The 25,695-nt window shown below is 48.7% G+C and carries 27 protein-coding genes and 1 other annotated feature; of the genes, 2 read left to right on the top strand and 25 right to left on the bottom strand.

The window, feature by feature from the left end; translation table 11 throughout:
• Window positions 1-6: 6 nt before the first annotated feature.
• The 6 genes from H8S75_RS18650 to H8S75_RS18625 all read right to left on the bottom strand — a co-directional run bounded on the left by H8S75_RS18650 (window position 7) and on the right by H8S75_RS18625 (window position 7,509).
• The gene (locus tag H8S75_RS18650) at window positions 7-1,338 is read right to left on the bottom strand and encodes a replication-associated recombination protein A (RefSeq protein WP_187022927.1); all 1,332 of its coding nucleotides are present in this window, start codon (window positions 1,336-1,338) and stop codon (window positions 7-9) included.
• A gap of 775 nt (window positions 1,339-2,113) precedes the next feature.
• Window positions 2,114-2,911, bottom strand: coding sequence for an SDR family oxidoreductase UcpA (ucpA, locus tag H8S75_RS18645; protein ID WP_002601709.1), 798 nt, complete (start codon window positions 2,909-2,911; stop codon window positions 2,114-2,116).
• Window positions 2,912-2,977: 66 nt separating this feature from the next.
• On the bottom strand, window positions 2,978-4,384 hold the full coding sequence (locus H8S75_RS18640; protein WP_117621053.1) for an APC family permease: 1,407 nt from the start codon (window positions 4,382-4,384) through the stop codon (window positions 2,978-2,980).
• Window positions 4,385-4,623: 239 nt separating this feature from the next.
• Window positions 4,624-6,045 (bottom strand): sensor histidine kinase, encoded by a 1,422-nt coding sequence (locus tag H8S75_RS18635; RefSeq protein ID WP_187022926.1) that lies wholly within the window; start codon window positions 6,043-6,045, stop codon window positions 4,624-4,626.
• A gap of 70 nt (window positions 6,046-6,115) precedes the next feature.
• Window positions 6,116-6,691, bottom strand: coding sequence for an ANTAR domain-containing response regulator (locus tag H8S75_RS18630; RefSeq protein WP_187022925.1), 576 nt, complete (start codon window positions 6,689-6,691; stop codon window positions 6,116-6,118).
• 98 nt (window positions 6,692-6,789) lie between these two features.
• Window positions 6,790-7,509: a polysaccharide deacetylase family protein gene (locus H8S75_RS18625; protein ID WP_187022924.1), complete on the bottom strand. Its 720-nt coding sequence runs from the start codon at window positions 7,507-7,509 to the stop codon at window positions 6,790-6,792.
• Window positions 7,510-7,692: 183 nt separating this feature from the next.
• Here H8S75_RS18625 and H8S75_RS18620 point away from each other — a divergent pair, with 183 nt between their 5' ends.
• Window positions 7,693-8,298 (top strand): cytidylate kinase-like family protein, encoded by a 606-nt coding sequence (locus H8S75_RS18620; protein ID WP_187022923.1) that lies wholly within the window; start codon window positions 7,693-7,695, stop codon window positions 8,296-8,298.
• Between the two features lie 103 nt (window positions 8,299-8,401).
• Here H8S75_RS18620 and H8S75_RS18615 read toward each other — a convergent pair whose 3' ends face one another.
• Window positions 8,402-8,596 carry a hypothetical protein gene (locus H8S75_RS18615; RefSeq protein WP_187022922.1) on the bottom strand — a complete coding sequence of 65 codons (195 nt, stop codon included), beginning with the start codon at window positions 8,594-8,596 and terminating at the stop codon, window positions 8,402-8,404.
• A 160-nt stretch (window positions 8,597-8,756) separates the two neighbouring features.
• Here H8S75_RS18615 and H8S75_RS18610 point away from each other — a divergent pair, with 160 nt between their 5' ends.
• The gene (locus tag H8S75_RS18610; protein WP_187022921.1) at window positions 8,757-9,953 is read left to right on the top strand and encodes an acyltransferase; all 1,197 of its coding nucleotides are present in this window, start codon (window positions 8,757-8,759) and stop codon (window positions 9,951-9,953) included.
• Between the two features lie 49 nt (window positions 9,954-10,002).
• Here H8S75_RS18610 and H8S75_RS18605 read toward each other — a convergent pair whose 3' ends face one another.
• From H8S75_RS18605 to H8S75_RS18520, 18 genes are all read right to left on the bottom strand, one after another.
• The gene (locus H8S75_RS18605; protein ID WP_187022920.1) at window positions 10,003-10,689 is read right to left on the bottom strand and encodes a response regulator; all 687 of its coding nucleotides are present in this window, start codon (window positions 10,687-10,689) and stop codon (window positions 10,003-10,005) included.
• Window positions 10,682-12,172 (bottom strand): sensor histidine kinase, encoded by a 1,491-nt coding sequence (locus H8S75_RS18600; protein WP_187022919.1) that lies wholly within the window; start codon window positions 12,170-12,172, stop codon window positions 10,682-10,684. The genes H8S75_RS18605 and H8S75_RS18600 overlap by 8 nt, the downstream gene beginning before the upstream one ends.
• Window positions 12,169-13,743, bottom strand: coding sequence for a TrkH family potassium uptake protein (locus H8S75_RS18595; protein WP_187022918.1), 1,575 nt, complete (start codon window positions 13,741-13,743; stop codon window positions 12,169-12,171). The genes H8S75_RS18600 and H8S75_RS18595 overlap by 4 nt, the downstream gene beginning before the upstream one ends.
• Window positions 13,733-14,410 (bottom strand): potassium channel family protein, encoded by a 678-nt coding sequence (locus tag H8S75_RS18590; protein WP_187022917.1) that lies wholly within the window; start codon window positions 14,408-14,410, stop codon window positions 13,733-13,735. The genes H8S75_RS18595 and H8S75_RS18590 overlap by 11 nt, the downstream gene beginning before the upstream one ends.
• Window positions 14,407-14,847: a potassium channel family protein gene (locus tag H8S75_RS18585; protein WP_002601722.1), complete on the bottom strand. Its 441-nt coding sequence runs from the start codon at window positions 14,845-14,847 to the stop codon at window positions 14,407-14,409. Before H8S75_RS18585 ends, H8S75_RS18590 begins: the two co-directional genes overlap by 4 nt.
• Before the next feature lie 213 nt (window positions 14,848-15,060).
• Window positions 15,061-15,264: a cold-shock protein gene (locus H8S75_RS18580; RefSeq protein WP_002601723.1), complete on the bottom strand. Its 204-nt coding sequence runs from the start codon at window positions 15,262-15,264 to the stop codon at window positions 15,061-15,063.
• Window positions 15,265-15,506: 242 nt separating this feature from the next.
• Entirely contained in the window at window positions 15,507-15,881 is a 375-nt protein-coding gene (rplL, locus tag H8S75_RS18575) for a 50S ribosomal protein L7/L12 (RefSeq protein ID WP_002601724.1), read from the bottom strand.
• 120 nt (window positions 15,882-16,001) lie between these two features.
• Window positions 16,002-16,505, bottom strand: a complete 504-nt coding sequence (gene rplJ, locus H8S75_RS18570) for a 50S ribosomal protein L10 (RefSeq protein WP_006773123.1) — start codon at window positions 16,503-16,505, stop codon at window positions 16,002-16,004.
• A gap of 119 nt (window positions 16,506-16,624) precedes the next feature.
• Window positions 16,625-16,767: a sequence feature (ribosomal protein L10 leader region), on the bottom strand.
• Between the two features lie 41 nt (window positions 16,768-16,808).
• Window positions 16,809-17,504: a 50S ribosomal protein L1 gene (gene rplA / locus H8S75_RS18565; protein WP_002601726.1), complete on the bottom strand. Its 696-nt coding sequence runs from the start codon at window positions 17,502-17,504 to the stop codon at window positions 16,809-16,811.
• A 210-nt stretch (window positions 17,505-17,714) separates the two neighbouring features.
• Window positions 17,715-18,140 carry a 50S ribosomal protein L11 gene (gene rplK, locus H8S75_RS18560; RefSeq protein WP_002601727.1) on the bottom strand — a complete coding sequence of 142 codons (426 nt, stop codon included), beginning with the start codon at window positions 18,138-18,140 and terminating at the stop codon, window positions 17,715-17,717.
• An 84-nt stretch (window positions 18,141-18,224) separates the two neighbouring features.
• Window positions 18,225-18,740 carry a transcription termination/antitermination protein NusG gene (gene nusG / locus H8S75_RS18555; protein ID WP_055654710.1) on the bottom strand — a complete coding sequence of 172 codons (516 nt, stop codon included), beginning with the start codon at window positions 18,738-18,740 and terminating at the stop codon, window positions 18,225-18,227.
• Between the two features lie 23 nt (window positions 18,741-18,763).
• Window positions 18,764-18,967, bottom strand: a complete 204-nt coding sequence (gene secE, locus H8S75_RS18550) for a preprotein translocase subunit SecE (RefSeq protein WP_002601729.1) — start codon at window positions 18,965-18,967, stop codon at window positions 18,764-18,766.
• A gap of 27 nt (window positions 18,968-18,994) precedes the next feature.
• Complete coding sequence (gene rpmG / locus H8S75_RS18545; RefSeq protein ID WP_080552267.1) at window positions 18,995-19,144, bottom strand: 50S ribosomal protein L33; 150 nt, start codon at window positions 19,142-19,144, stop codon at window positions 18,995-18,997.
• Window positions 19,145-19,526: 382 nt separating this feature from the next.
• Entirely contained in the window at window positions 19,527-21,491 is a 1,965-nt protein-coding gene (locus H8S75_RS18540) for a DUF5107 domain-containing protein (RefSeq protein ID WP_187022916.1), read from the bottom strand.
• Between the two features lie 3 nt (window positions 21,492-21,494).
• Entirely contained in the window at window positions 21,495-22,364 is an 870-nt protein-coding gene (locus H8S75_RS18535; protein WP_187022915.1) for a carbohydrate ABC transporter permease, read from the bottom strand.
• A 13-nt stretch (window positions 22,365-22,377) separates the two neighbouring features.
• On the bottom strand, window positions 22,378-23,322 hold the full coding sequence (locus H8S75_RS18530) for a carbohydrate ABC transporter permease (protein ID WP_187022914.1): 945 nt from the start codon (window positions 23,320-23,322) through the stop codon (window positions 22,378-22,380).
• A 104-nt stretch (window positions 23,323-23,426) separates the two neighbouring features.
• Window positions 23,427-24,770, bottom strand: a complete 1,344-nt coding sequence (locus H8S75_RS18525; RefSeq protein ID WP_055654704.1) for an ABC transporter substrate-binding protein — start codon at window positions 24,768-24,770, stop codon at window positions 23,427-23,429.
• Between the two features lie 457 nt (window positions 24,771-25,227).
• Window positions 25,228-25,569, bottom strand: a complete 342-nt coding sequence (locus tag H8S75_RS18520) for a helix-turn-helix domain-containing protein (protein WP_055654702.1) — start codon at window positions 25,567-25,569, stop codon at window positions 25,228-25,230.
• Between the last annotated feature and the right edge of the window lie 126 nt (window positions 25,570-25,695).

Below are 25,695 nucleotides of genomic sequence, written 5' to 3'. Positions count from 1 at the left end.
TTCTCCCTACTCCTCTGCCTCGTTTCGGATAAACTCCATGTGCTCCTTTATTTTTCTCTCGTATCCGTTCTCCGTCGGCTGGTAGAACACGCTCCCCTCCAAGCCGTCGGGCAGATACTGCTGTTTCACATAGTGATTCGGGAAATCATGGGCATATAAATATCCCTGGCCGTGTCCCAGCTTCGCCGCGCCCTTGTAATGGGCATCCTGTAAATGTACCGGAACCGGCATGGTCTTTCTCGACTTCACTGCCTCTAATGCGTCAAAGACCGCATTGCAGGCCGCGTTGCTCTTGGGAGCCGTGGCCACATAGGTGACGGCCTGGGAAAGAATAATCTGAGCCTCCGGCAGGCCGATCCGTTCCGCCGCCTGGGCCGCCGCCACGGCTACGACCAGCGCCTGCGGGTCCGCATTTCCCACATCCTCCGCCGCGCAGATCATGATTCGCCTGGCTATGAATTTCATATCTTCACCTGCGTACAGCATCCGGGCCAGATAGTAGACGGCCGCGTCCGGGTCGGATCCCCGCATGCTCTTAATAAATGCGGATATCGTGTCGTAATGGTTGTCCCCGTCCTTGTCGTAACGCACCACCCGCTTCTGAATACACTCCTGAGCCACGTCAATGTCGATATGGATCTTTCCGTCAGCCGTATCCCGCTCTGTCGTCATGACGCCCAGTTCCACGGCGTTCAATGCGGCTCTGGCGTCTCCATTCGCCACATCAGCCAGGAAGTTCATGGCCTCCTCGTCGATCACCGCATTGTAGACCCCCATGCCCTTATCCTTGTCGTAGACGGCCCTGCGGATCAGTTCTCTGATGTCCTCCCGCTCCAGCGGCTTCAGTTCGAACACCCTGGAACGGGAAAGAAGCGCTCCGTTCACCTCGAAGTACGGATTCTCTGTGGTGGCGCCGATCAGAGTCAGCGTCCCATCCTCCACAAACGGAAGTAAATAGTCCTGCTGCCCCTTATTGAAACGATGGATCTCGTCTACGAACAGAATCGTCTTTTTCCCAAACATCCCCAGGGAATCCTTGGCTTCCTTCACGATCTCCTCCATGTCCTTTTTACCGGCGACCGTGGCATTGATTTGTTTAAAATCAGCGCTGGTGGTATTGGCGATCACCTTTGCCAGCGTCGTCTTTCCAGTCCCCGGAGGTCCGTAAAAGATCACGGATCCCAGCTTATCCGCCTTGATTGCCCGGTACAGCAGCTTGTCTTTTCCGATAATGTGCTGCTGCCCAACCACCTCGTCAAGAGTCACCGGCCGGAGCCGGGACGCCAGGGGAGATTCCTTATCCATGGTATTTTCTCTCATAAAATCAAATAAATCCATTTTCCTTCTCCTGCATTGTATACAATATCACTTCCCGGCAGACCCACGTGAGCTGGATTCCGGAAAAACATCAGTCGTACCAAAAGTATAGCCCTGGTTTCCAAAAGTGTCAATGATTTCCGGGAACATACATTTGGATGCGGTATTTCAAAAGTTACAGTTCACTCCCCACCAGTGGCACCGCAGTCCGGTTCGGCCGGGCAGGCTTCCTCAGCCTTTCCAGTTCCGGTTTCGGGTATAAGAAGTTCTAAACGTGCAGAATTTTTCTAAAAACCAGGTGAAATTCCCAAACTCGCTGCGCTCAGACAAGTGGGAATTTTACCTGAACGAAAAATTTTGCGCGTTAAGAACTTCTAATACCCTGCAAAGTCACAGGAAAGGCTGAGGAAGCCTGCCCGGCCGAACCGGACTGCGGTGCCACTGGTGGGGAGTGAACTGTAACTTTCAAAAGCCTGGCCGCGTCGGAAAACAGAATCATAAAGTTTGATAAATAGTAGCAGAACCTCTTTCTCTCCATACCGCCCTCCCATCTGATGTTTCACAACGCTCTATTCCACGAATACCTTTTCAAAGACTTCCTGTGTCTCCGGAAATTCACTTTTATTCTAAAACTTCTCCGAATTCGCAAATGCGGTCTTCACGTTTACTCATTTTTCTCCACAGGTTCATTATACCATGGCCGGCAACCAATATCATTACGAACTTTAAAATATAGAAAAAGCCTGCCGGAGCACTCCGGCAGGCAGACTTGATCTGCATAAGATCCGTTCTTACATTAATTAACTCCGATAGACATCGTCTCCGGCAGAGTGCTTCCGCCGTCAATCACGATCTGAGATCCGGTTAAGTAGCTGGACTCATCACTTCCCAAAAATGCAAACAGTTCGCCGACTTCAATCGGTTTAGCCAGACGCTTCATCGGAACACCCACTGCGATGTCTGCGATTGCTGCCTCCGGATTCTCCGGATTGGATTCCAGAGCCATCTTTTCAACCATCGGTGTGCGGGCATAGCCTAACTGGGAGCAGTTTACGCGGATATTGCGGGCTGCGTACTCTACGGCAAGACACTTGGTCAGGCCGACGAGCGCGGCCTTTGTCATGGCATAGGCCGCCTCGCCCGCATCGGCAACAATGTCACCGGTTACGGAAGACGCGATCACAATGTTTCCGCCGCCCTGCTTTAACATATATGGAACTACAGCTTTACAGGTGTTCCATACACCCTTGATATTTACATCAATGTGGAAGTCACGAGTCTTGTCATCCATTTCCTCAAAAGGTGCTAAACGGCATACGCCCGCGTTACAGCATGCAACATTGATCTCTCCGAAGGTGTCAGCGCCCTTCTTAGCCGCAGCGTCCATCTGCTCACGGTCGGCTACATTGGCAATAACCGTAATAATTTCCGCATTGTATTCCCTGCGCAGCTTCTCAGCAGTCTCCTCTACCGAAGGGGATAAATCTACCATAATTAATTTTGCGCCGTATTTTGCGTAAGCAGTGGAGATTCCCTCTCCAAGACCTGCAGCAGCGCCGGTAATCAATGCAACTTTTCCATCTAACTTAGCCATTTTACATATCTCCTTTGTTGTTTTTTATATTCCAGGCGGAATGACCGCATGGTTTGCTCTAATCATTTAAAACTTCCGTATACCGTCCGGCGTCTCAATTTCCACCGGATGCTTCTTCCAGTTTACCAGGTTCATCCACAGCCAGATGATACCGCCGATTCCAAGATAGACGAAGAAGCAGATCCAGGAATCCACTCCCTGTCCCAACGTACAGAAAAATGCAATCGTTATCGCTATCACCATGGCGAAGATCCGGAATGCATCGCCGCCCTTCACCGTATTGGAGCTCTTCCAATCCGGATGCTTGTGGTGAATGCAGACCGCCGAAATCATTGTCAGCGCATACGCACAGGCACAGCCAAAACTCATCAGATTGAAGAATGCACTCATAAAATCAGAGGAGTTCTGTAAAACTATAAAAATTAAAGAAAGGATCAGCAGAAAAATATTTGGCAGCAGAGGCTGCTTATTTTTGTTCACTTTTGCAAATATTTTAGGCAAAAAGTTTTTGTTCGCCATGGAGTACAGCATACGGACCGTGGACATCCAGAAGCCCAGCAGGGAAGCGCCCATGCCCAGGAGGCAGGAGATGAGCCCCACAACTATAGGCCAGAAAACCCAGCCGAGTTCTTTCTGCATCGTAGCAATCGTCAGGAAACCATCCTGCGCAAATCCCGCATATACGTCCTTTAAACCGTCCAGACCCGCAACACAGAAATAGTAGAATACGTAGATACAGCCGCATGTCAGAATCGAACCGCAGATTGCTTTTTTAGAGCTTTTGATGGGGAAATCTCCCTCTTCCACCATCTGGGGAACTGTCTCAAAACCAAAATACGGAGTAATCAAAAGCGCCATACCGATAATCCAGCCTGGAATTCCGTGGACAGAATCCAATGTGGAGGTAAAAATATTTCCAAAGTTCGCGAGATGCCAGTGACCGGAAAACAGCAGGATAAATCCGGTCAGTATGGTAACCGCAATATTACAGAACAGCATGCCGGCCTGGGCTTTAACGAGAAACTGGACATTCTGAATACTCATCAGGAAGTACAGAATTAAGAGAATCGCCGCACAGCCTACCATGGGCCAGGTGCCAAGATTCAAATGCATCGTCTTATTCACCCATGTCATGATCGCCATAACAACAGCCGGCGGAACGGATATCCACGCCGCCATAATCAGCCAGGAGGCCAAAAATCCCACGTGTTTGTTAATCCCGACCGTGTTATAAATCAGCTCCCCGCCGGAAGTATGAAACAGAGAAGCAAGTTCGCTGTATACCAGTGCAATCGGAAGGATTGCAACCGTCATCAGGGCAAAAGCAAGAAATGTACCGGTGCCGCAATAACCGTAGAAAACAGAATCCCAGTAGTTTACAAAGGTAAAAATAGAGCCTGTCGCTACCGTATAAACAAAAATCAATTTCAAACTTTTGTTCAGACCGCCATTTTTATTTTGATTATCTTCCATTCCTAAAACTCCTTTACGTAATTAAACTTTTCAGCAGTCCCACCGCCGCAGAACATGAGGCGTTAAGCCCACAGAAATAAAAAGGTCCAAAAACCCCTTACAAAGTTTTTGGACCACAATGCCGCTCTACTGATATACGCCGTTGCATATCATCTTATATTAAATTTACGCTAAAGTGATATCCCTTTAACTGAATTAGATCATAGCACTTTGTGATTAATTTGTCAAGAAAATACCGGTTAATGGAAGACAGAAAATCTGACGGCGGTCCCCTCCCCGCTTTCCATCGTTAGCGTACCCTTAAGGCTCGATTTCACAAGGCTGTCCACAAGCTTTAATCCAAGTCCCATGCCGGATCGGTCACCGTTTTTTTCATCAATTCCGCAGCCGTCATCCCTGACCGTAACCCAGGAGTATTCCTCTCCCTTTTCTATCGTCAGGAAAATGCTGCCTTCCTCACGGTCACAAAAGGCATATTTGATGCTGTTTGTCACCAGCTCATTTACAATCAGCGCAACGGTGGATGCCACGTGCTCCGGAAGCTCCAGATCATCTCCTGTCACCTCCACATGAATCCTGCATCCGCGGACGCTCCAGCTCTCCAGCACACAATCGATAATCCGAGCCAGCATGGTCTTTAAATCAACCGCTTCCGCCCCGGTATGAGCGAGAAGGTCATAGGTCATGCTCATGCTGCGGATATATCCGGTAATGGTTTTGGCAAACGCCTTCACCTCTGCGTCTTTTTTCTGTGCCGCCTCCAGCCCGACGAGGCTGATGATCGTCTGAAGGTTATTTTTCACGCGGTGATGAACCTCATGGATTAAGGCAGCCCGGTAAGCGATTTCGTCCTCCATCTGCCGGATCTTCGTCTTATCCCGCAGGATAACGAGAATTCCCTGATACACTCCATTTTCCCGAATCGCACTGATATTCTCCTCCAATACGTATCGGTCAGTTCGAACTTCCTGCTTCCAGGTACCGCCAGCCATAATCTCTTCCTGGCTGTACTTTCCCGTCAGATCCAGTTCTTCATATCTGCGGCCGATGAGGCTCTCCGGATGCCCGGCCTTCTGATACAGCTCCTCCGCCCGTGCGTTCGCAAAGGTACAGATTCCCGCCTCATCGCAGATCAGGAATCCCTCCTGCAGATTGCTGATCAGCTGATTGATCTTACTGTCAAAGAAAGCCGCTTTTCCCTCTTTATTTACGATACGTATAGGCTCCGTATCTGCCCCGGAATTCAGATATTCATAAGTCAAAGATCCGATGACCTTCTGCTGGTCATTAAAAATGGGACTGACAGTATGGCGGACCACAATCTTTCTGTTGTCAATAATACCGATCAGCCCTCTGCCTGGAATTCCGTGTTCCAGCGCCCGATATACCGCCGGTTCATCTTCCTTCTTTTCAACCTCCCCGATCACGTCCCGCTTATAGAGGTCACAGTCCGGATGGCGGTACTGGGCCGCAACCATGGATTCCCCGTTTCGTGTCAGTATATTGATATAGGTATCCCCGCTTTCCAGATTACCGATAGAAGGCAGCGCATGGGATACATCCAGAAGAATCTGGATATCCGCTTCTGTCAAATCGGTATAAGAATGGGCAATCTGGACCAGCTTCCTGTCCCGTTCTTCTTTTGTCAGACAATCAGGCATTTTCCCCTCCCCTCCCCTGTTATTGCAGTCTGTTTTTTCAGTCTGTTTTCACACCTGTTTTTCAGTCTCTCTACTCTCCATACGCTTTTAAAAGCATTTTTGCTATCTCCGCCATGGGCTTTCCCTTGTCCATGGCCAGCCTGCGAATATAGGAAAATGCTTCCTTCTCTGTCATATTTCTGCGCTCCATAATAATTCCCTTGGCACGGTCCACATACTTTCTGTCATTGAGCGTTTCCTTCGTTCTGCTGAACTCCCTCTCCATTTCCTGAATCTGCTTATATTTATTCTGGGCAATCTTAATAGCCGGAATCAGAGTATCTTCATCCACCGGCTTCACAATATAGCCCATGATATCCATATTCACTGCTTTTTCGGCAATCTCCCTGTCCCGGTAAGCGGTCAGCACAATGATAAATCCGGCCAGCTTCTCCTCGTTGATCACCCTGGCCGCTTCCAAACCGGTCATAACAGGCATATTGATGTCCATAATTATAAAATCCGGTTTCATCTCCCTGCACAGAGTAACGGCATCCATGCCATCCTCGGCCTCTCCTGCCACTTCGTAACCGTTATTCTCCAGGATTTCCCGAATATACATACGAATCAGAACTTCGTCATCTGCAATTACACCTCGTACCCCCATCAATCTCCCCCCAGCCATATACTCCCTGTTTGTATATGAAATATATGTATTTATTCAGCTTCTCATTATACCATGAAATCAGGGGGAAACGCAACTGATCAATCCACCAGAAGCTCCTCTACTGTGACAAAGGTATACCCCTGCTTCTCCAAAGTATCGACAACCTCCAGCGCCGCCTGCACCGAAGTCGGGAATACATCGTGCATAAGTATGATATCTCCGGGTTCTACATTCTTCACGATTTTCCTCACAACTTTGTTTGTATTCTGCAGCTTCCAGTCAAGAGGATCCACCGACCACAGCACCACCGTCATATCGGTTGCACACTCCAGCTCCTCATTCCACGATCCGTACGGAGGCCGCAGATATTCCGGCCTCTGGCCTGTGATCTCTTCGATTTTCCGGTTGGTTTCCCCGATCTGCCCGCAGGCATTTTCCAGTGTTTCCTTGCTCATCTGTACATGGGTAAACCCATGGTTTCCGATCAGATGGCCGTCCTCCTTCATCTGGCGGATCACCCCTTCTTTTCCGTCAATATTTTCTCCCAGAAGAAAAAACGTGGCATGTACGCCCCGCTCTCTGAGTCCATCCAGCAGCTGACTGGTATAGACGGAATGAGGGCCGTCATCGAAGGTAAGCGCGATCTGTTTCTCCCCGGAAAACTGGCGCCGCACCTCACTCCGCGCCGAATCCCCGGCGTCAGCCGGAAGAAAGAGAGTCCCCTTCGTTTCCTGATAAAAGCCATACATGCTTCTTCCCAGCGCGATATCCAGTGCAAGGACAGCAAACAGGCATAAAATTTTCCATCTCAGTTTCATTTCGATCTCTGGCTTTCTCACTATTATTAAACAATCTATGCACAGACGAAAGAAAATAAAACCGGTTTGTTTTCGTAATTTTTCTATCTTTTTTCCATAAAATACGATATAATAGGGATATAAACCTGTTATTGTTGCATAATTTCATAGGCACATGAAATTCTTTTGAAAGGAGAGGATGTTATGGGGCATAAAATTATTACCATCGGCCGTCAGTTCGGCAGCGGCGGACACGAAATCGGCGACAGGCTGTCCAAATCTCTTGGCATTCCGCTGTATGACCGGAATTTAGTGGAGATGGCAGCCGATAAAATGGGGCTTTCAGAAATCAGTGTCGAAGAAGTGGATGAATCTGTTTTAAACACATTTTTGTCAGCCTACCGCTATCCGGACCATGTCAATTCTTTCACCGGCTATGGCCTTCCCTTAAATGACAGCACCTATTTAACGCAGTCATCCATCATCGAAAGCCTGGCAAAGCGCGGGCCCTGTATCATCGTCGGCCGGTGCGCGGACTACGTTCTCCGGCAGAATTCCGGCTGTCTGAATATCTTCATCAGCGCTTCCATGGAGGACCGCGTCAAACGGATTATGGACCGCTACAACCTGACGGCAAAGGAGGCGGCCACCGCGATCAAGCGGACAGACCGGAGAAGAAAGAATTACTATGAGACGTATACCGATCAGAACTGGGGCAGCACCGATTCCCACCAGCTGCTGATCAACGTCAGCAAGCTCGGTATGGAACGAACGCTGGGACTGATTGAATACCTTTATAAGCAGCCATAATAACCTTATAATAAACTACAGGAGCGATATGCTTTCTTGAGGGAGAAACGGCATATCGCTCCTGAATTTTGTTCTTCCTGACTTTCCGGCATCCATACTGCCTCTATACCATACCAACCAAATGGTAAAACAGCCATATCACGCCCCCGCCAATCAAGGCAATTCCGCCGACCGCTGCAATGAGAAACAACGCAACCGCCGTCTGAAAAATCAGCAGGCAGAGCAGCGGATGCTTCTTTTCCAGTTTATCCACCATTTTCTTCACAAGGTTCCCATTTATTAAAAGGACTTCCATCATCGCAATCCCCTCCTCTTCTGCTTTCATTATAATGCAGGGCGATTTAAAGATTCTACGGTTGAGATTGCGGCTTTCATAAACATTCTATAAACGATTGACTTGTTCCGCTTTCCTGGGATATGATTAGAGTAATAACTTTTTACAGTGGAGGTCTTGACTGTTGCAGACGAAATATCTGATTTTGATTCTGGGGCTTTTGATTGTTATTCTGGCTCATGGTGACCGCGGCAGAAAGGCCGGCGGATCCGGCCCCTATATAAAGAGTATTCTGGGGATTGAAAACGGAAGCGGGAGACGTATCAAGGGATACGATTACATTCGTGTTCTGGCCGTTATGGCCGTCATCGGGACCCATGTCGTTCAGTCCGATACACAGCTTTCTTCAGGCAGTCCCGGATGGATCGGCCTGCGCATCGCGGAGACCGCATTTCTGACCTGCAACGTTCTGTTTGTCATGCTCAGCGGAGCGCTGCTGCTGAACCGCGGGGAAGAACCGGTCGCGTCCTTTTATAGGAAACGGGTCTTTCGGGTCGTCATTCCCATGGCGGTCTACTATATGTTCTACCTCTATATGGGACTCTATCATTCCGGGCTGTTTAATCCGGCAAACTGGCTTGACGCGGGAAGGCGTTTTCTTTCCGGCCCCTCGGACTGGAACCCACATTTCTGGCTGATGTATGTTATCATCTCCTTCTATCTCACCGCGCCGTTTTTCAGAGTCATGGTGCAGAACATGTCCGACCGCCTTCTGACGTCATTTGTCTTCCTGACCTTTGTCATGAACGGCGCGCTTGCCTGGCTTCCGTTGGCCGGTATCCAGTTCAGTTTCGTAACCGTCCTATGCGGTTGGGAATCCGTGTTTGTATTCGGATATTTCTGGACGAGACCAGTCTCTAAACGCTTTTTTAAGCTTTTTATGGCCCTCGGGACAGTGTCCTTTGTCTTCACCGCTGCCGCCTCCTGCATCGCTCCTGACGGGGCTGAAATGCTGTTTAACAAGGCTCCTTCGATGCTCTTCATGGCAGGCGGCATTTTTGCATGGTTTTCTGAGAGGGAGAACCGTTTGAAAATGCCGGGGATGGCCGTCAGAGTAATCGGAAAGTATGGATTTTCCATTCTACTGATTCACTGGTACATTCTGCATTACGTCACCGAGGAACGGCTCGGCCTCTTCGCCTCCTCCCTTGGGGTTATCGGCGGCACCGCGCTCGCCATGGCCGTGACGCTGATCCTTTCCCTTCTGGCTGCTCTGGTATTTGATAATACCGTTGTCATTGCCGTGGAATACGTCTGCGAAGCTGCGCTCAAATGGTTAGAAAAGATATGGAAAAGGCTGACCCGTCGGTCAGCCTCATAGTTTACATAAATTCATATAGGCCTTTTTTCACTGCGTCAGCCATTTCATTTTACGACTCCACAAATCGGTATCCCACTCCGACTTCCGTCAGGATAAACCGAGGCTTCGTGGAATCTTCCTCTATCTTCCGCCGGATATTCGCCATAAATACGCGGAGGGACTGGTAATCATCCGTCGTGTCGTAGCCCCACACCTCCTGCTGTATGAAATGGTGAGTCAGCACTTTCCCGGAATTGTTTACCAGAAGCGTCAGCATCTTATATTCGATCGGGGTCAAATGCACCTCGCCGCCTCTGACAAAGACTTTTCTCTTCTCGAAATCCATCTTGAAGGTATCCAGCTCGAAGACCGGCTCCTGCCTGGGGGCGCTGCTGCGGTGGCGCAGTGCGACCCGGATTCTGGCAAGAAGTTCACCGGCATTAAACGGCTTGGTGATATAATCGTCGGCTCCGGCGTCCAGCGCGCCTACCTTCTCCTGCTCCATGCCCCTCGCGGAGACTACGATGACCGGCACATCGGATTCCTGACGAATCTGGTCCAGCACCTCCATCCCATCCAGGTCCGGAAGCCCTAAATCCAGAAGGATCAAGTCCGGATTGTTGGCGTAAAAGCAGGAAATACCAGTCAGGCCGTCGTCGGCCAGATCACACCGGTATCCCTTCGTCTTCAGTGTTATTCTTATAAAGTTCTGAATTGTCTTGTCGTCTTCTATTACCAGGATATCTGCATCATTCATTCTGTCTTACCTCCATCGGCATGTCAATCTGGAACGTGGCTCCCCCCTTGTCGTTGTTAAACGCCGTGATACGGCCTCCGTGAGCTTCCACGATGGCCTTGCAGATGGTGAGCCCCAAACCGACTCCCCGCTGCTTATCTCCGTTCTCATACGCAGTTGTAAAAAAATTATCAAAAATCTGATCCAGCCGTTCCTCCGGCACCCCGATCCCATTGTCGGATACTTTAAAAACCAGAAAACTTCCGTTCACTTTGGCGGATACGGTAATGGTGGTATCCTTTCCGGAGTGACGGATCGCATTGTCGATCAAATTCACCAGGACCTGGGTGAAGAGCCTGGCGTCTACCGGCAGCAGCACGATGTCGTGGGGGGTGGACGTCTTTAAATGGTGATCTCCCAGACGCTTGGATACCAGCGTGACCGCACCCGATATCAGGTCATCGACCACCTCTTTTTTCTTCTGTATCTCCAGGCGCCCTTCCTGAATTCTCGTCATATTGAGCAGGTTCTCCACCATGGAATTCAGCCACTCCGCATCGGTGCAGATATCGTTTAGCATGCTCTTTGCCGTCTCCTCGTCGAGCCCGTTATAATTGTCATACAGGAAATTGGAGATCCCGGCGATTCCGGTCAGCGGAGTCCTTAAATCATGGGAAATACTGCGCAGCAGAGTGCTCTTCAGCCTTTCCTTCTCAATCTGGATCTTGGTATCCTCCTTCTCCTCATTCAGCCTCTCCCGCTCCATCACCAGGGTAATCTGGGAAATGACGGTGTCCACATAAATCCGCTCTTCCGCCTCCAGCTCACTCTCGCTGCAGTCGAAGATTACGACGCCGTAGGTTTTATTGTTGCTGCGGATCGGCACGTATAGACAGGGATTTTCACCGAACTGGGACTCCCCGTGCCCGCAGACCATGGAATTGCGGTAACACCACTCCGCTATGGTATCGGCAAACTCCTCGTTATCCCGGTTTCGAATCAGGATATCCACGTGTCTGGCCGTCAGCTTCTTCAGACTTTCACAGCTGTATCTGGCCACGGCGGGAAGACCGGACAGATTTAAGAATCCGCTTCCGATGGCATTCAGCCTGGTGGTGATCTCCGTCCTGGTGTTAGCGATGTCCATCTGTTTCTGCAGTTTAACCGTCAGCGACGCCACGATAAAAGCAACAATGATAAAGATCAGCAGCGAGATCACGTAGTTGGGATCATCCACCTGAAAGGTGAATTTCGGGGCGGTAAACAGGAAGTTAAAGGTGAACACAAATACCACCGCCGAACCGATTCCCCAGCACATGCTGCTGGTCTCCACACTGCAGATCACGACGCCAACCACATAGAGCAGAAGCAGGTTTTCAATCCGGACCCCCATATGGTTGAGCACGATGGCAAACATGGTGGACAGCACCCATATGACAGCTACTTTTGCAGCATTTTTTACTATTTTTAAGACATATCCCGCATCTGCGGTTTCATTTCTCATGATTCAATCCTTTTCCCGTTTCTTTTTCCGCTTGTACCTGCCTGAAAACGTTTTTCACGCAGGAACTTTTTTCCGTCTGATGCCATTCTGACTACAGCGATAAGAACCACGTAGATCTCCAGCCGCCCCATGAACATACCGGTTATGGCGGTCCAGTGAATCACCGGACTGGCTCCATACGCCGTAATTCCCACGGACAGCCCCACCGTTCCCAGCGATGACGCAAACTCAAACATGGAATCCTGCAGGGAGTAACCGTAACAGCAGAATATAAATGTCCCCGCGCCAAACAGCAGGAGGTAGAAAAATACAAACGCGTTGATCTGTTTTCTCTCCCGGTCCGGGATCGTATCCTTCCGCCCGCCCCGGTTAATCTGCTCTGTAAATACCACCCGGTCCGGATACGTATCACGCACCAGCTTCCACCAGATTTCCTTCAGCATAACATAAACACGGTAAATCTTCAAGCCGCCTGCCGTGGAGCCGGCTCCGCCTCCAATAAGCATCAGAAGGATCATAAGAAACATCATGGCCGGCGTCCAGGAGGCGAAGGAGTCCACCGTCTGAAACCCGGTCGTCGTCAGCGCGGAAACCGCCTGAAATAAAGCCGTCCGAATGCTTTCCGGCACACTGCCGTACACGCTGTTCGTTAAAAGAACCGTCAGAAGAGGCACAAAGAGAGCCAGCAAAAACAGCATGAGCCTTGTCTCGCAGTGCGAAAAGAACGCCCTCCATTTTCCCTTCAGAAGAAGCAAATGAACGAAAAAATTCGTGCCTCCCAGCAGCATAAGCACGATTGTGACCATCTCGATCGCGGGGCTGTGATAATATCCGATGCTCTCCGGCCTCGTGGAAAAACCGCCGGTGGAAAGCGCTGCCACGGCGTGATTAACCGCGTCGAAGAGGCTCATTCCAAACAGCACATAAAGTAGTGTTCCAGCCAGAATATAGCCGCTGTAAATCCCTATGACCAGCCTGGCGGATTCGATTAAATTGGGGAGCAGACGGTCTGAATGGCCTTCCGCGTGATACAGACGCATCCCATACACATCGGACAGAACCGACGTCATGACCAACACCAGCCCGATCCCTCCGAAGAACAGCAGCACGGTCCGGTGAATCAGAAAAATATGCGGCGCCGTACCCGTATTGACCACAGTCAGACCCGTGGTGCTGAGTCCGCTGGTGGTCTCAAACACGGCCTGCGTCACCGTGTAATTTCCCGTAAGAACGAAAGGCATGGCCGTCACAAATATAACGATGATCCAGGTCCCCAGCACCACAATCATCTCCTGATTCTTTTCCAGCCTTCCGGTTTTTCTTCCCCGCAGGACAAGGCTCATTAAGTATCCGGCCAGAATGGCGGAGACTCCGGGCGCCACAAAGTACTGCGCCTGCCCGATTTCCTCCGGATAAAAGAATAGGGTAAGCAAAGGCAGCATCGTGATGATCCCCGCCAGAATCATCACGATTCCCATATAACCGGCAATGAGGCGGCCGCCTTTCAGCGTGCGCCGGTCGTCCTGGTATTTTGCGCCAAATGTTTCCCATATCTTCTTGTCACTTTTCATTTTCTTCACTGCCTATGATCGCTTTTACCGCCTCTTTCTGACTCTCAGGCGTGGTCATGACGACCAGACGGTCCCCCGCCATGATCTTGCTCTGCCCGTTGGGCACCGCCACCTCGGAATCCCTGATGATGCAGCTGATAATGGTGTTAAAAGGCAGCCGCATATCGGCGATCTTCTGTCCTACCGCCGGACAGTCGGACATCACTCTGATCTCATTCACCAGAACCCTCTGGTTCTCCAGCGGCATAACCTTGACCAGATCTTCCACCACAGAAGCCTGTTCAATATAATGGGCCAGCATATAGGTAGCACTGATGGCCCGGTCCACGCCCAGCAGCTCAAAAATTTCCACATTTTTCGGATTTCTTACGGTACAGACGGTCTTTTTCACGGCAAACAGGCGCTTTGCCATCTGGCATATCTCCAGGTTATCCGCGTCCTTCTCCCGCAGCGCGATCACTATATCGCATCCGCGGATCCCGGCGTCTTCCATCACATATTCCTTGCAGGGATCGCCGTAGATCACGGATATATCATCGTGAACCGCTGCGAGATGCTCACAGTAATTCATATCCTCATTGACCGTAATCAGTTTATGTTTTCCCATTAACAAAAGTCCGATCAGGAAATCAGCTTCGTCCCTGCCTCCTGCCACTACGATTTTCATGAGACCACCGCCTCCTGATACTCGCCTTCTGTCAGACGGTCAAACTCATTGACCGACAGCACAAACGGGCAGATTGGCTTCACATTAAAACCGCTCAGCAGCTTTTCTTTATTCTTATCATTGAGCCGTGAAAATACCTCCGGCACCTTAAAGATCCGGCATGCGATCTGGGACGCCAGAATATTAATATTATCATCATCCGTAGCCGCAATAAATACCTCCGCGCTCTCAATTCCAGCCTGTTTTAATAAATCCACGTCGGTTCCGTCGCCTACAATCTGATACCCTCCAAAATCATCCGGTAATTTCCGGAATGCATCTTCATTTAAATCAATAACCACAATTCTAGTATTACGCCCCGAAAGTTTTCCTGCCAATCCCGCGCCAAATCTGCTCGCCCCTGCGATAATGATTGTTTTCGTTTTATGAAAAAACATACTGGCACCTCCTTTTTCTATCTAAAGCATAAAACAGCGTATTCTTACAGTTTTATTGTAGCGGAAGGCATCATAAAAATGATAGTGGGAATCAATGCAGGCATATAAAGATTCTATAAAGATGGGATCCGGGAATAAAGGGTCAAAAAAAGACCACTGTCCCGCAAGAGACAGCAGCCTTTTTATTCTGGTTTTATTCAGCAAAAACGGTGATTATGCTAAGCAAACGTTAACTGCCTGCAGACCACGGTTTCCTTCGGTTGTATCATAAGTTACCTTCTGGCCCTCTTCAAGAGTCTTGTAGCCATCAGCCATGATTCCGGAAAAGTGTACGAATACTTCTTCGCCAGTCTCGTCGTTTGTGATAAAACCATAACCCTTTGCTCCATTAAACCATTTTACTGTACCGTTGTTCATAACGCGTACCTCCTATAAAAATAAAAAAATTATTTGATTTATCTCATGAAACAAAAATCACATATTTTTGTAAAGCATCATCCGAAAATAATGACTTACAAAAATATGTGAAATCATAACCTCATTCGATAATACGGGTGTAGTTTACACCTTTTTTCATAAATTGTCAAGACTATTACAGCATTTTCCCTAAAAAAACCCCCGAATCTGCAAAACAGATTCGGGGGAAAGAAGAGTCTAAATTACTTTAATGTAACTTTTGCACCCTCAGCCTCTAAGGAAGCCTTGATCTGCTCAGCTTCTTCCTTGGAAGCGCCAGCCTTAACTACCTTCGGAGCGCTGTCAACTACGTCTTTAGCTTCTTTTAAGCCTAAGCCTGTAGCTTCACGAACAACCTTGATAACTTTAACCTTGTTAGGACCAACTTCAGTTAATTCAACGTCGAACTCTGTCTTCTCTTCTTCAGCTGCTGCGCCAGCGCCTGCTGCTGCTACAACAACACCTGCTGCTGCGGATACACCGAATTCTTCTTCACAAGCTTTTACTAAATCATTTAATTCTAATACGGATAATTCTTTGATAGCTTCAATAAACTCAGCTGTTGTTAACTTTGCCATGATAATATACCTCCATTTAATATATGTTTGATTTTTTGTAAGGAAGTTCAGCTCCCTTTGGTTGCTGAACCGCTAATTTTCTAAATTCAGGCTGCGCTGCGCTTGTCTTCATTAAGAAAATTAAGCCTCTGCGCTTTCGCCGCCCTGTGCTTCTGCGATCTGCTTGAGCACGCGAGCAAAGTTGGTGATCGGAGACTGGATGCTTCCAAGTAACTTTCCAAGAAGAACTTCTCTGGAAGGAATGCTGGAAATCTGAGCCATGCCCTTTTCATCGTAATATACGCCTTCAACAACACCGCCCTTAATCTCTAATGCCGGAGCTGTCTTGGCAAACTCAGCAAGGATTCTTGCCGGAGCTGTCGCGTCTGTCTTGGATACCGCTAATGCTGTAGGTCCTTCCAGATTCGGCTCCAAAGCCTCGAATGCTGTGCCTTTTCCTGCAAAACGGATCATGGTATTCTTGTATACTTTGTATACAACGCCTGCTTCTCTTAACTTCTTACGCAGTTCAGTATCCTGAGCTACAGTTAAGCCACGGTAGTCAACGACTACTGCAGTCTCGGCGCCGTCAAATAATTCCTTGATCTCGTCTACAACTGGCTGTTTTAATTCAACTTTTGCCATTATGGTTTACCTCCTGTTTAGTCTAAACCTGGCCGATTATCCGGCCGGTCCGCCCGTATAAACCGCAAAAAGAATATCTCTGTCCTGACGGAGCGCTTTTATCTCACTGGACTTTCGTCCCCGGAAAACAAAAACCTCTCTGCCACAAGGACAGAGAGGTCTACAGATCATTCGTTAAAACGATACTTGTACGTTCCTCGGCAGGCGTTTACACCTTATGCCTTGCGGCACCTGCTGTCTTCGGCAGTCAATACTTTGCGTATTGTAACATGATTTATGATTAATGTCAACCACAAAACAAAATTAGTTCATTAATTTTGCTACGTTCAGCTTTACGCCAGGCCCCATGGTAGAAGTCAGAGTAACGCTCTTTAAGTAAGCACCCTTAACAGCACTTGGTTTTGCTTTCATGATTGCATCGATAAGCGTCTGGAAGTTGTCCGCTAATTTATCTTCTTCGAAAGAAGCTTTTCCAACTGGCACGTGGATAATGTTTGTTTTATCAAGTCTATACTCAACTTTACCGGCTTTGATATCGTTGATAGCCTTCGTTACGTCCATGGTAACTGTACCAGCTTTTGGGTTTGGCATTAAGCCCTTCGGTCCGAGTACACGTCCCAGACGTCCAACAACACCCATCATATCTGGGGTAGCAACAACTACATCAAAGTCTAACCAGCCTTCGTTCTGGATCTTCGGAATTAATTCCTCTGCTCCAACGAAATCAGCGCCTGCAGCTAAAGCCTCGTCAGCCTTAGGTCCCTTAGCGAATACTAAGATTCTTACAGTCTTACCTGTACCATGAGGCAGTACAACTGCACCACGGATCTGCTGATCTGCGTGACGTCCGTCACAACCGGTTCTGATATGAGCTTCAATTGTTTCATCAAATTTAGCACTTGCAGCTTTCTTTACTAATGAGATTGCTTCCGGTGCATCGTAGAGAACAGAACGATCGATTGTCTTCGCTGCCTCTGCGTATCTTTTTCCTCTTTTCATTATAAATAACCTCCTAGTGGTATTGTCGGGGATGTCCCTCCCACGTTTTTAATTCCTGCTGATTCACGGGTGTGTTCACTGGGCTAAGCTCGAAAGGACCTCGCTATACCCGATAAAGCGGGGCACGCTGAGTTTCGCGAACGGCCTCGCACTAAACTCAAAAAGACCTCGTTATACCCGATAAAGCGGGGCACGCTGAGCGCTTCCGGCCTATTCAGCTACCTGAATTCCCATGCTTCTTGCCGTACCAGCAATCATGCTCATGGCTGCTTCCAGAGATGCTGCGTTTAAGTCAGGCATCTTTGTCTCGGCAATCTTCTGTAAATCTTCTTTGGAGATAGTTGCTACTTTTGTCTTGTTCGGAGCTGCAGATCCGGATTTAAGCTTGCATGCTTTCTTTAATAATACAGCTGCAGGCGGAGTCTTTGTGATGAAGCTGAAGCTTCTGTCAGCATAAACAGTGATAACAACCGGGATGATTAAGTCGCCCTGGTCAGCTGTTCTTGCGTTGAACTCCTTTGTAAACTGTACAATGTTAACACCATGCTGTCCGAGTGCCGGTCCGACAGGAGGAGCTGGTGTAGCCTTTCCCGCTGGAATCTGCAGTTTGATATATCCTGTTACTTTCTTTGCCATAATTAGGCACCTCCTAATAAATGTGGTATTGTCGGGGATTTCCCTCCCACGAGCCCTCTGAAACCAAAAGGCCGCTTTTACTTGTTACATCTTTTTAATTTCGTTGAAATTCAGTTCAACCGGGGTCTCTCGGCCAAACATCTCAACATTAATCGTGATGGATTTCTTACCTTCGTTGATGGACTTGATAGCACCAACGGTATCCTTCCATGCACCGGAAATTACCACAACGGTATCTCCAACCTCAAAATCAACAATGACTTCCTCATTTCTGAATCCTAAGCTCGCCATCTCATCTTCTGTCAGAGGAACCGGTTTCGATCCAGGACCAACAAAGCCTGTAACACCACGGGTGTTACGCACCACATACCATGTATCATCATTCATGATCATATGGATCAGTACGTAGCCGGGGAACATCTTCTTATCGGCCTTTTTCTCCACACCATTCTTCAGTTCGATAACGGATTCCAGCGGAACTGACACTTCCAGGATCTGATCCTGTAAGTTTCTGTTTTCAATGGTTTTCTCAATGTCGACTTTTACTTTGTTCTCATAGCCTGAATAGGTATGGACTACATACCAATGTGCTTCTGACATACACTCACCTTAACCCTTAATCATTATAAGATAAAACTGAGACCGAACTTGATGATTAAATCAAGAATGGCGATAATCAGTCCTAAAGCAATCGATACAGCCAGTACTGCAATTGTCTGCTTCGTTACGGTTTCTTGGTCAGGCCAGACGATTTTCTTGAACTCAGTCTTCAAACCCTGGAAGAAATTCTTCTTCTGAGCTCCCTCGTTGTTCACTGTATCTCCCATAATTTCACGTCCTTTACGTCAAACCGATTACTTAGTTTCCTTGTGCAAAGTATGTGTCTTACAGAATCTACAATACTTTTTGGTTTCCATTCTGTCAGGATGAGTCTTCTTATCCTTGGTCATGTTATAGTTACGCTGCTTGCATTCTGTACATGCCAGTGTGATCTTTGTGCGCACGACTTCCACCTCCACTTAAATTTTCGTTGTTGTTATTCGGCCATTCTTCTATTATCAGGTTCTCACGCCCTGCGCTGCCGCAAAACGTAATTTTGAGCATAAAAAAAAGACCTAAGCTCTTCCATTCGCCCAATTACTATATCATATGGGTCAGGATTCGTCAATCTTTTTTTGCGAAAAACTATTGATTTATAAAGTTTTTTAAGTATACCATGAAGAGAAAAAAATTGCAAGCAGGAAAAACAGCAGGGCCGGACAGCGACAGCCGGAAGCGAAGACTGAACTGTTACGAAAACGGCAAAAGGAGCCGCTGCTTTCGACTCCTTCCGCATTTTTCGACCAGACTGTAACTGTCGGCGCTCTCTTCCCTGCAAATATCCGCTCAGCTGTACCGGCTCTCAGCGTTAAAATCAAACACGTGAGGCACTTCTTCCTCCGGCATATGTAAAGCCCTTCGCAGCTCCCGCCAGAGGCATACGATAGAGTTCTCACCCTCCCGCAGATCGGCCACCACCAGGCCGCCCTCCGCTGTCAGAAGCGCATACGCCTCTTTATATCTGCCGGTCTGATAGAGCGCCGTAATATATTCCAGCACGACACGTGACTCGGAGGCCACGTTCTCCGGAAGCTGTTCATAGACCCGGATCAGCGCATCATACCCGCCGCATCTGGCCAGAACCTGGAAACCTTCCTTAACATAGGAAAGATCTCCCGCCCGCTCCATCAGTCCTATTTCCATCCCGGATACGGCTCTTTCGTACTCCCGGCCTTCCAAACAGAGCAGTGATGCCAGACCATAACGGCTCCAGGCGTTTTCCTTCTGGCGGATGCTTTCACAAAAACACAACTCCGCCTCCCTGTTTTTCCCGCGGGCCATGTGATTTAATGCAAGGTGGTATAACAGGTGCCAATCCGGTGAAACCGTACTTTGGGTTTGATTTGCCTGCTCTTTCAGCATCTCGTACCAGAAGTCATCCGCCATGCAGTCGGCAGTCATATCAGCCGGATCCGCTGACGGGAAATGGCCGGTTTCCAGAAAAATCCGCCATGGAGTCTGACGCTCATCCTCACTGGAGAAATCCAGATGAGGAGAAAGCGGTTCTTCCCCTCTGCGTACACGACAGGCATTTTCCAAGTCTGCGTAACCGCTGCCGCGGTAAACCACCTCGCCTGGCTTTATGGCCCATCCATGGCTGTCCCTCAGCGTTTTTTCCAGCGTCTCCCCTGCTTCGTCACGCACCATGGCCGTCAGGCGTTCCCGTTCTTCCTCAAAAGAGTCGCTGCGCCCGCTTAAAGTCACGGCGCCATACCGTTCCAGCCACTCCCACGCGGTGTGGGGCGCCATTGGAATACAGCCATACTGCGTCTTTCCAAGCCCGGCCTGAATCTCCACATAACGGCCGGCTTCCTCCGTGAGATATTCCTGCCAGCGCGCGGAAGCGCTGTTATTGCCCCAGGTAAAGAGCTTACGCCCCCGCAGGCGGCGGGTGGAATACTGAAGAAGCCCATAGCCGTCCGGAGCCACATTTGCAATATAGCGCGGGGCCTCCTCCGGGATATTGAAGAAATAATCCACCTGTCCGGGAATATTTTGGTAATATGAAATATCGATGCCGTCAACCACCGGAACCGGCACTTTATAGACGCTTCCTCCGCCGCTGCTGTAGGCGCTCTCCGCCGGCACAATCACACGGCCGCCTTCGTATTCCGGAACCGCCATATTACTCCACCAATACATGGGCGTTACATCCGGATTATGATTCACCACGCGTATGCGGCAGTTTAGGAAGGCGCCGCCCTCATCCAGCCAGAAATCCATCTGATAGACCATTCTGCGCACCCGCTCGTATTCATACATGCGCAGCACCGGCATACCGCTGTCATTCTCCAGCCTTGCGGTAAAGAGCGGTTCCATGGTCAAAGGCGTATGGCCGATGAGGCCGATGTTCCATTCCACGCCGCCTGAGAACCAGGCGTCACGCACTGCCAGATTACTGGGGCGTATCACATCATTGGTATAAAGCAGCTCGCGCCCCGCCTTTAAATCGGTAAGCCGCCACAGGCGTCCGCCGAATTCAGGCAGAAACACGGCCCTTAAAAATTCATTCTCAAGGACCGCAGTCTTCACCGGATGAATGCCGCATTCCCGCGTATAGCAGGTATAATCCCGGTACGGATAACTATTCATAAGCTTCCCGTAGGCTTCGTATATCTCATCGTCCTCGTCTAAGTAAAACGCTGTCTTGTTCTGCATATTTTTCATGCCTGTCAAGTTGGGCACCGAGGCCTCCGGCCCTTTGGGCGCAGTTTTCATATATGCAGTTTCAAATGTCAATGTCGGATTCATAGGCTACCCCTTGATCGCTCCGCCGGTTACACCTGCGATGATCTTGTCTGACAGGAACAAGTAAAGCAGGAAGGTCGGCGCAAATACGATGACAACGGCCGCAAACATTCCGCCGTAATCATTTGTATACTGCATACCTTTTACCATATTATAAAGACCTACGGCAATCGGGCGTACGTTCTGCTTGCTTGCAAACAGCATGGACATGAAAAATTCATTCCAGATGGCGATAAAATTGAAAATCGTCACGGTAATAATACCGGGCTGCGCCAGCGGAAACATGATCTTCCAGAAAGTCTGGATGGGGGAACAGCCGTCGATGGCCGCAGCTTCCTCAAAGGTGTAGGACAGATTTGAGAAAAACGCCAGCAGGAAGAAAATGCTGAATGGCACATTCATGGCGATATAGAGGAACATAATGAGTCCCCGTGTGTTCGTAAGCTTTAATGATGTAATAATGGAAAAAAGAGGCATTACAATCATGATAACCGGAATGCCTAACGCTGTCGCAAACAGATTCTGCAGAATCATGTTGCCTCTGAATTTAAAACGCGACAGAGCGTACGCGGCGGGCGCCGCTACCAGAATAATCATGGTACAGGAAATCGCCGTATAGATCAGGGAGTTTACAAAGAACACGCTTATCTTCTGTGATTTCCATGCATTGGTATAGTTTTCAAAATGAAATCCGCTGGCGAATTTAAATAATTCTCCGCTTAAAATCTCACGGCTGGTGGAAAAGGAAGCCAGTATAACCCAGCCGATCAACAGGATCGTAAATATAAGCCAGACCACGCACATGATATATCCGGGCAGCTTGGGAACTTCTCTCTTGATACTCACTCTCTGCTTTATTTCTTTTTGTTTTGCCATGCTATCTACCTCCCTACAGATCCGCGTCATCATTTTTAATGATGAGTGTGGTTAAGCTGAATACCGCAACTACAATGACTGCCATCATAACACCGATTGCGGCACCCACGCCGGAATCACGTACTGCCTGGACCGCATTGGACGCGCCGAAAACAAGCTCATACATATAGTTCAGCGGCATTACCGTCTGTTCGGACAAGTTGACCGGATCGAATACCTGGCCCCAGATAAAGAAGCCGACACTCGATACCGTCCACATAACGAGGTTGGTCCGAATGGAGCCGCGGAGCAGAGGAAGCGTAATATACCAGAATTTTTTGAATACATTGGCGCCTTCTATGGAAGCGGCCTCGTAATAATCTGCGCTGATCCGTTCAATACCGCTCATAAAAATCAGCATATGGTATCCTACCATACCGAAGCAGTAGGCAATCAGCATGCTCCAGAATTTGTGGTGGGGATCCGTCCACATGACATTGCTGCCGCCAAACCATCCGATGATGGTGTTAAGCAGGCCGTAGCTCTCCTTACTGAGCGCATAATACAGCCACATGGTACCCATAGCAACCGCGGAAACCAGGTTTGGCAGATAAATCACGCTCCGGAAAAACTTTTTTCCTTTCATACCGTTTGTGAGGGCTACCGCAAACACCAGAGCCAGAGCCATAACGGCGATACCGCCGACCAGCCACAGTCTTCCCAAGTTCATCATAGCCGTCTGGAACATATTGTTGTTAAAAGATTTCACATAGTTGGTAAAACCGCTGAACTGCCATGTGGAAACCGGATCTGTCACACCTTCTACCTTGCAGAAGCTCATGATAAAGGTGCGGATCGTCGGATACAGAAATACAATTAAGTACAGCAGCACAGCAGGTGTCAGGAACATTACCAGCATGGGAGTGGTGTTCCGGCGCAACGGGCTGCCGCCTTTTTTTGCCGTTTTTTGCTTTGCCATAAGAGTCGCCCTCCATTTTCCATAGAACACATTTTTCTATTGAATAAAAAGGGGGCGGCGGCAGTGGCGCCACCGCCCCTTTGTCTATCAGTCTGTTAAAGCGATCATGAACCCTTCTGAATCTTAGCAAATGCATCCGCAAACTGCTGTGCGTTGACACTGCCGCTGATCATCATAGCCATGTTAGTCTTAATAGCCGCGTTGACATTGGTATCATTTTCCATTCCTACTGCCCAGTTCAGTCTGTGTGTCGTAGAATCCAGAACTGCCTTTGCATCTGCAAGTGCTGCCGGCCATGTAGCATCGTTGTCCATGGGAACACCCATACTGGCGTCAGCAAGCTTCTGATCCCATTCGCCGCTTGTCAGCCACTGAATCAGGGCAAATGCAGCGTTCGGATACTTCGTATCTTTGTTGATTGCGAAACACTGTGCACCGTACTGGTTGGATTCTGCTCCGTCACCGCCTTCAGCGATCTGCGGAAGTGAGAATGCGCCCCACTTGAAGTCTTCCGGTGTCTGGTTCTTTACTTCGTTTGGAAGCCAGCTTCCGTTTAAGTACATGGCAACGCTGCCGTCAGCGATATTGCTCTGGCCCTGCGGATATACGTTGCCTGCTGCACGTGGATCTATGTAGCCCTTTGTTACCAGTTCTTCCAAAACCTGTGCTGTCTTTAAGACTGCTTCGTTGCTGAAGTCACCTGCGGCAACAGCCTCGGTTGTATCAGAACCAGCGACACGGTCCATAAGGAAACCGAACAGGCATGCCATATAAGCGTCGTCAACGGTCATCGGAATCACACCTGCCCCCTTAAGCGCTTCACAGTCGGCAAGGAATTCATCCCAGGTAGTCGGAACCGCTGTAATACCGGCTTTTGTGAAGGCATCCTTATTATAGAACATAATAAATGTGGATGGCTGATAAGGAACACTCTTTAAGGTGCCGCCGCCCTGCTGCTTGGCTAATTCGATCAGAGTGGCATTCTGTGCGCCGTTTAACGGAGACGCATCATACATACTCTGAATATCCAGAAGATATTTTCCCCAGGTACCGTTTACACGTTCGATATCTTCGTCAAAGACATCAACGGTCTCTCCTGCGGACAGTGCTGGCTCCAGAGTCTTACGTGTGTCACGGGAGCCTGCCCAGTTAATCTCTACTTCTACACCGGTAGATTTGACGAAAGCGTCAACAGCCTCGGAGATCGCCTGGCCCTGCGGCTCAGTCTCTGCCCACATCGGCCAGTAAACCAGTTTGGCGCCATCCTCAATTGTTCCCGCTGCTGCGGCTGTCTCTGCCGGAGCAGCCTCTGATCCTTCCGGAGCTTTGGTCTCTGCCGAAGCCTGTGTGGTGGGTGCCTGTGTCTCTGCCGTCTTGGTGCTTCCACAGCCTGCAAGAGCAGATGCAACCATCGCAGACGCCAGAACTAAACTCAGTATTTTTTTCATGTAAAAAACCCTCCTTTTTCAAATATGTTTATAGTATACACCATTTTTTTGTATATTTCAACGAAAAAAGAAATTTTTTCCACAAATATTTCACAACAGATTCCATTTTTGCATATTCCGTTTTATGCAACCTTACCATAGTGTTTTATTTCTCCTCATTACCGCCTTTTTTTCTATATATGAATGTCCCGGCCTTTTATGCATAAATAAGGAAGGGCTGGAGTACACTGGTATTAGATATGGAATGGAAAGAATGAAAGGAGTAAAAAACATGGTAGACCGTTGTGTATGCTGCGGCGCAATCGTTCCCGAAGGTACGGAGGTCTGTATCAACTGCCGTCACCAATATTTGGATACTGAGAATGGACAGACTGCGTCATGTCCAGGTCACTCCATTTCCCGGGCACAAAATCTGAAGGGGAAAGAAGCTTTCGGCCATTCGAAATAGGATATGATTTTATTTTTTCCCCGACTCCCTGAGGCAAAGGTAAAATTTCATCATTTCAATGGCCTCTTTCTGCGTCTTTTCATCGTATTTTTTCAGGATTCGGTAGGCCAGGTCCGGATTATCGATCCGTTCTTCTCCCGCCTGACCGAACAAAATATAATCCACCGAGAGGTCGAGATAATGCGATAAATCCAAAAGTGTCTCTATGGACATGCCGCAGGTTCCCCGTTCAATATCGCCGTAATAATGAACAGCCCTGCCTATTTTACCGGCCACCTCCGCACTCGTCATTCCCAGTTCCTTCCGCCTTTGTCTGATTCTTTTTGCAGCTCCGGCGCGGTCATATACCATTTCAACTCCTCCTAGTATAATAATGGTGTAGTCAATCAAGACTACAAGTTAATAGTTACGGTATCTGTTCTAATGAATAACTGAAGGAGAGGCTCTCCCTCCATCAGAGGTTATTGCTAATAATTA

The sequence above is a fragment of the Hungatella hominis genome (assembly GCF_014288005.1).
Classification (GTDB): domain Bacteria; phylum Bacillota; class Clostridia; order Lachnospirales; family Lachnospiraceae; genus Hungatella; species Hungatella effluvii.
The sequence above is the reverse complement of the archived record's forward strand: the minus strand, read 5'-3'. Positions and strand labels throughout refer to the sequence as shown.

Bases quoted from the DNA above. Each gene is read 5' to 3' on its own strand.
- H8S75_RS18525 (WP_055654704.1), bottom strand. From the start codon at position 24,770: ATGAAAAAAATACTGAGTTTAGTTCTGGCGTCTGCGATGGTTGCATCT.
- H8S75_RS18630 (WP_187022925.1), bottom strand. From the start codon at position 6,691: ATGGGGGTACGAGGTGTAATTGCAGATGACGAAGTTCTGATTCGTATG.
- H8S75_RS18620 (WP_187022923.1), top strand. From the start codon at position 7,693: ATGGGGCATAAAATTATTACCATCGGCCGTCAGTTCGGCAGCGGCGGA.
- nusG (WP_055654710.1), bottom strand. From the start codon at position 18,740: ATGTCAGAAGCACATTGGTATGTAGTCCATACCTATTCAGGCTATGAG.
- H8S75_RS18625 (WP_187022924.1), bottom strand. From the start codon at position 7,509: ATGAAACTGAGATGGAAAATTTTATGCCTGTTTGCTGTCCTTGCACTG.
- rplL (WP_002601724.1), bottom strand. From the start codon at position 15,881: ATGGCAAAGTTAACAACAGCTGAGTTTATTGAAGCTATCAAAGAATTA.
- H8S75_RS18540 (WP_187022916.1), bottom strand. From the start codon at position 21,491: ATGAATCCGACATTGACATTTGAAACTGCATATATGAAAACTGCGCCC.
- rplA (WP_002601726.1), bottom strand. From the start codon at position 17,504: ATGAAAAGAGGAAAAAGATACGCAGAGGCAGCGAAGACAATCGATCGT.
- rplJ (WP_006773123.1), bottom strand. From the start codon at position 16,505: ATGGCAAAAGTTGAATTAAAACAGCCAGTTGTAGACGAGATCAAGGAA.
- secE (WP_002601729.1), bottom strand. From the start codon at position 18,967: ATGGGAGATACAGTGAACAACGAGGGAGCTCAGAAGAAGAATTTCTTC.
- H8S75_RS18590 (WP_187022917.1), bottom strand. From the start codon at position 14,410: ATGAAAATCGTAGTGGCAGGAGGCAGGGACGAAGCTGATTTCCTGATC.
- H8S75_RS18520 (WP_055654702.1), bottom strand. From the start codon at position 25,569: ATGGTATATGACCGCGCCGGAGCTGCAAAAAGAATCAGACAAAGGCGG.
- H8S75_RS18615 (WP_187022922.1), bottom strand. From the start codon at position 8,596: ATGATGGAAGTCCTTTTAATAAATGGGAACCTTGTGAAGAAAATGGTG.
- H8S75_RS18580 (WP_002601723.1), bottom strand. From the start codon at position 15,264: ATGAACAACGGTACAGTAAAATGGTTTAATGGAGCAAAGGGTTATGGT.
- rplK (WP_002601727.1), bottom strand. From the start codon at position 18,140: ATGGCAAAGAAAGTAACAGGATATATCAAACTGCAGATTCCAGCGGGA.
- H8S75_RS18535 (WP_187022915.1), bottom strand. From the start codon at position 22,364: ATGGCAAAACAAAAAGAAATAAAGCAGAGAGTGAGTATCAAGAGAGAA.
- H8S75_RS18605 (WP_187022920.1), bottom strand. From the start codon at position 10,689: ATGAATGATGCAGATATCCTGGTAATAGAAGACGACAAGACAATTCAG.
- H8S75_RS18585 (WP_002601722.1), bottom strand. From the start codon at position 14,847: ATGTTTTTTCATAAAACGAAAACAATCATTATCGCAGGGGCGAGCAGA.
- H8S75_RS18600 (WP_187022919.1), bottom strand. From the start codon at position 12,172: ATGAGAAATGAAACCGCAGATGCGGGATATGTCTTAAAAATAGTAAAA.
- H8S75_RS18530 (WP_187022914.1), bottom strand. From the start codon at position 23,322: ATGGCAAAGCAAAAAACGGCAAAAAAAGGCGGCAGCCCGTTGCGCCGG.
- H8S75_RS18595 (WP_187022918.1), bottom strand. From the start codon at position 13,743: ATGAAAAGTGACAAGAAGATATGGGAAACATTTGGCGCAAAATACCAG.
- H8S75_RS18640 (WP_117621053.1), bottom strand. From the start codon at position 4,384: ATGGAAGATAATCAAAATAAAAATGGCGGTCTGAACAAAAGTTTGAAA.
- ucpA (WP_002601709.1), bottom strand. From the start codon at position 2,911: ATGGCTAAGTTAGATGGAAAAGTTGCATTGATTACCGGCGCTGCTGCA.
- H8S75_RS18650 (WP_187022927.1), bottom strand. From the start codon at position 1,338: ATGGATTTATTTGATTTTATGAGAGAAAATACCATGGATAAGGAATCT.
- H8S75_RS18635 (WP_187022926.1), bottom strand. From the start codon at position 6,045: ATGCCTGATTGTCTGACAAAAGAAGAACGGGACAGGAAGCTGGTCCAG.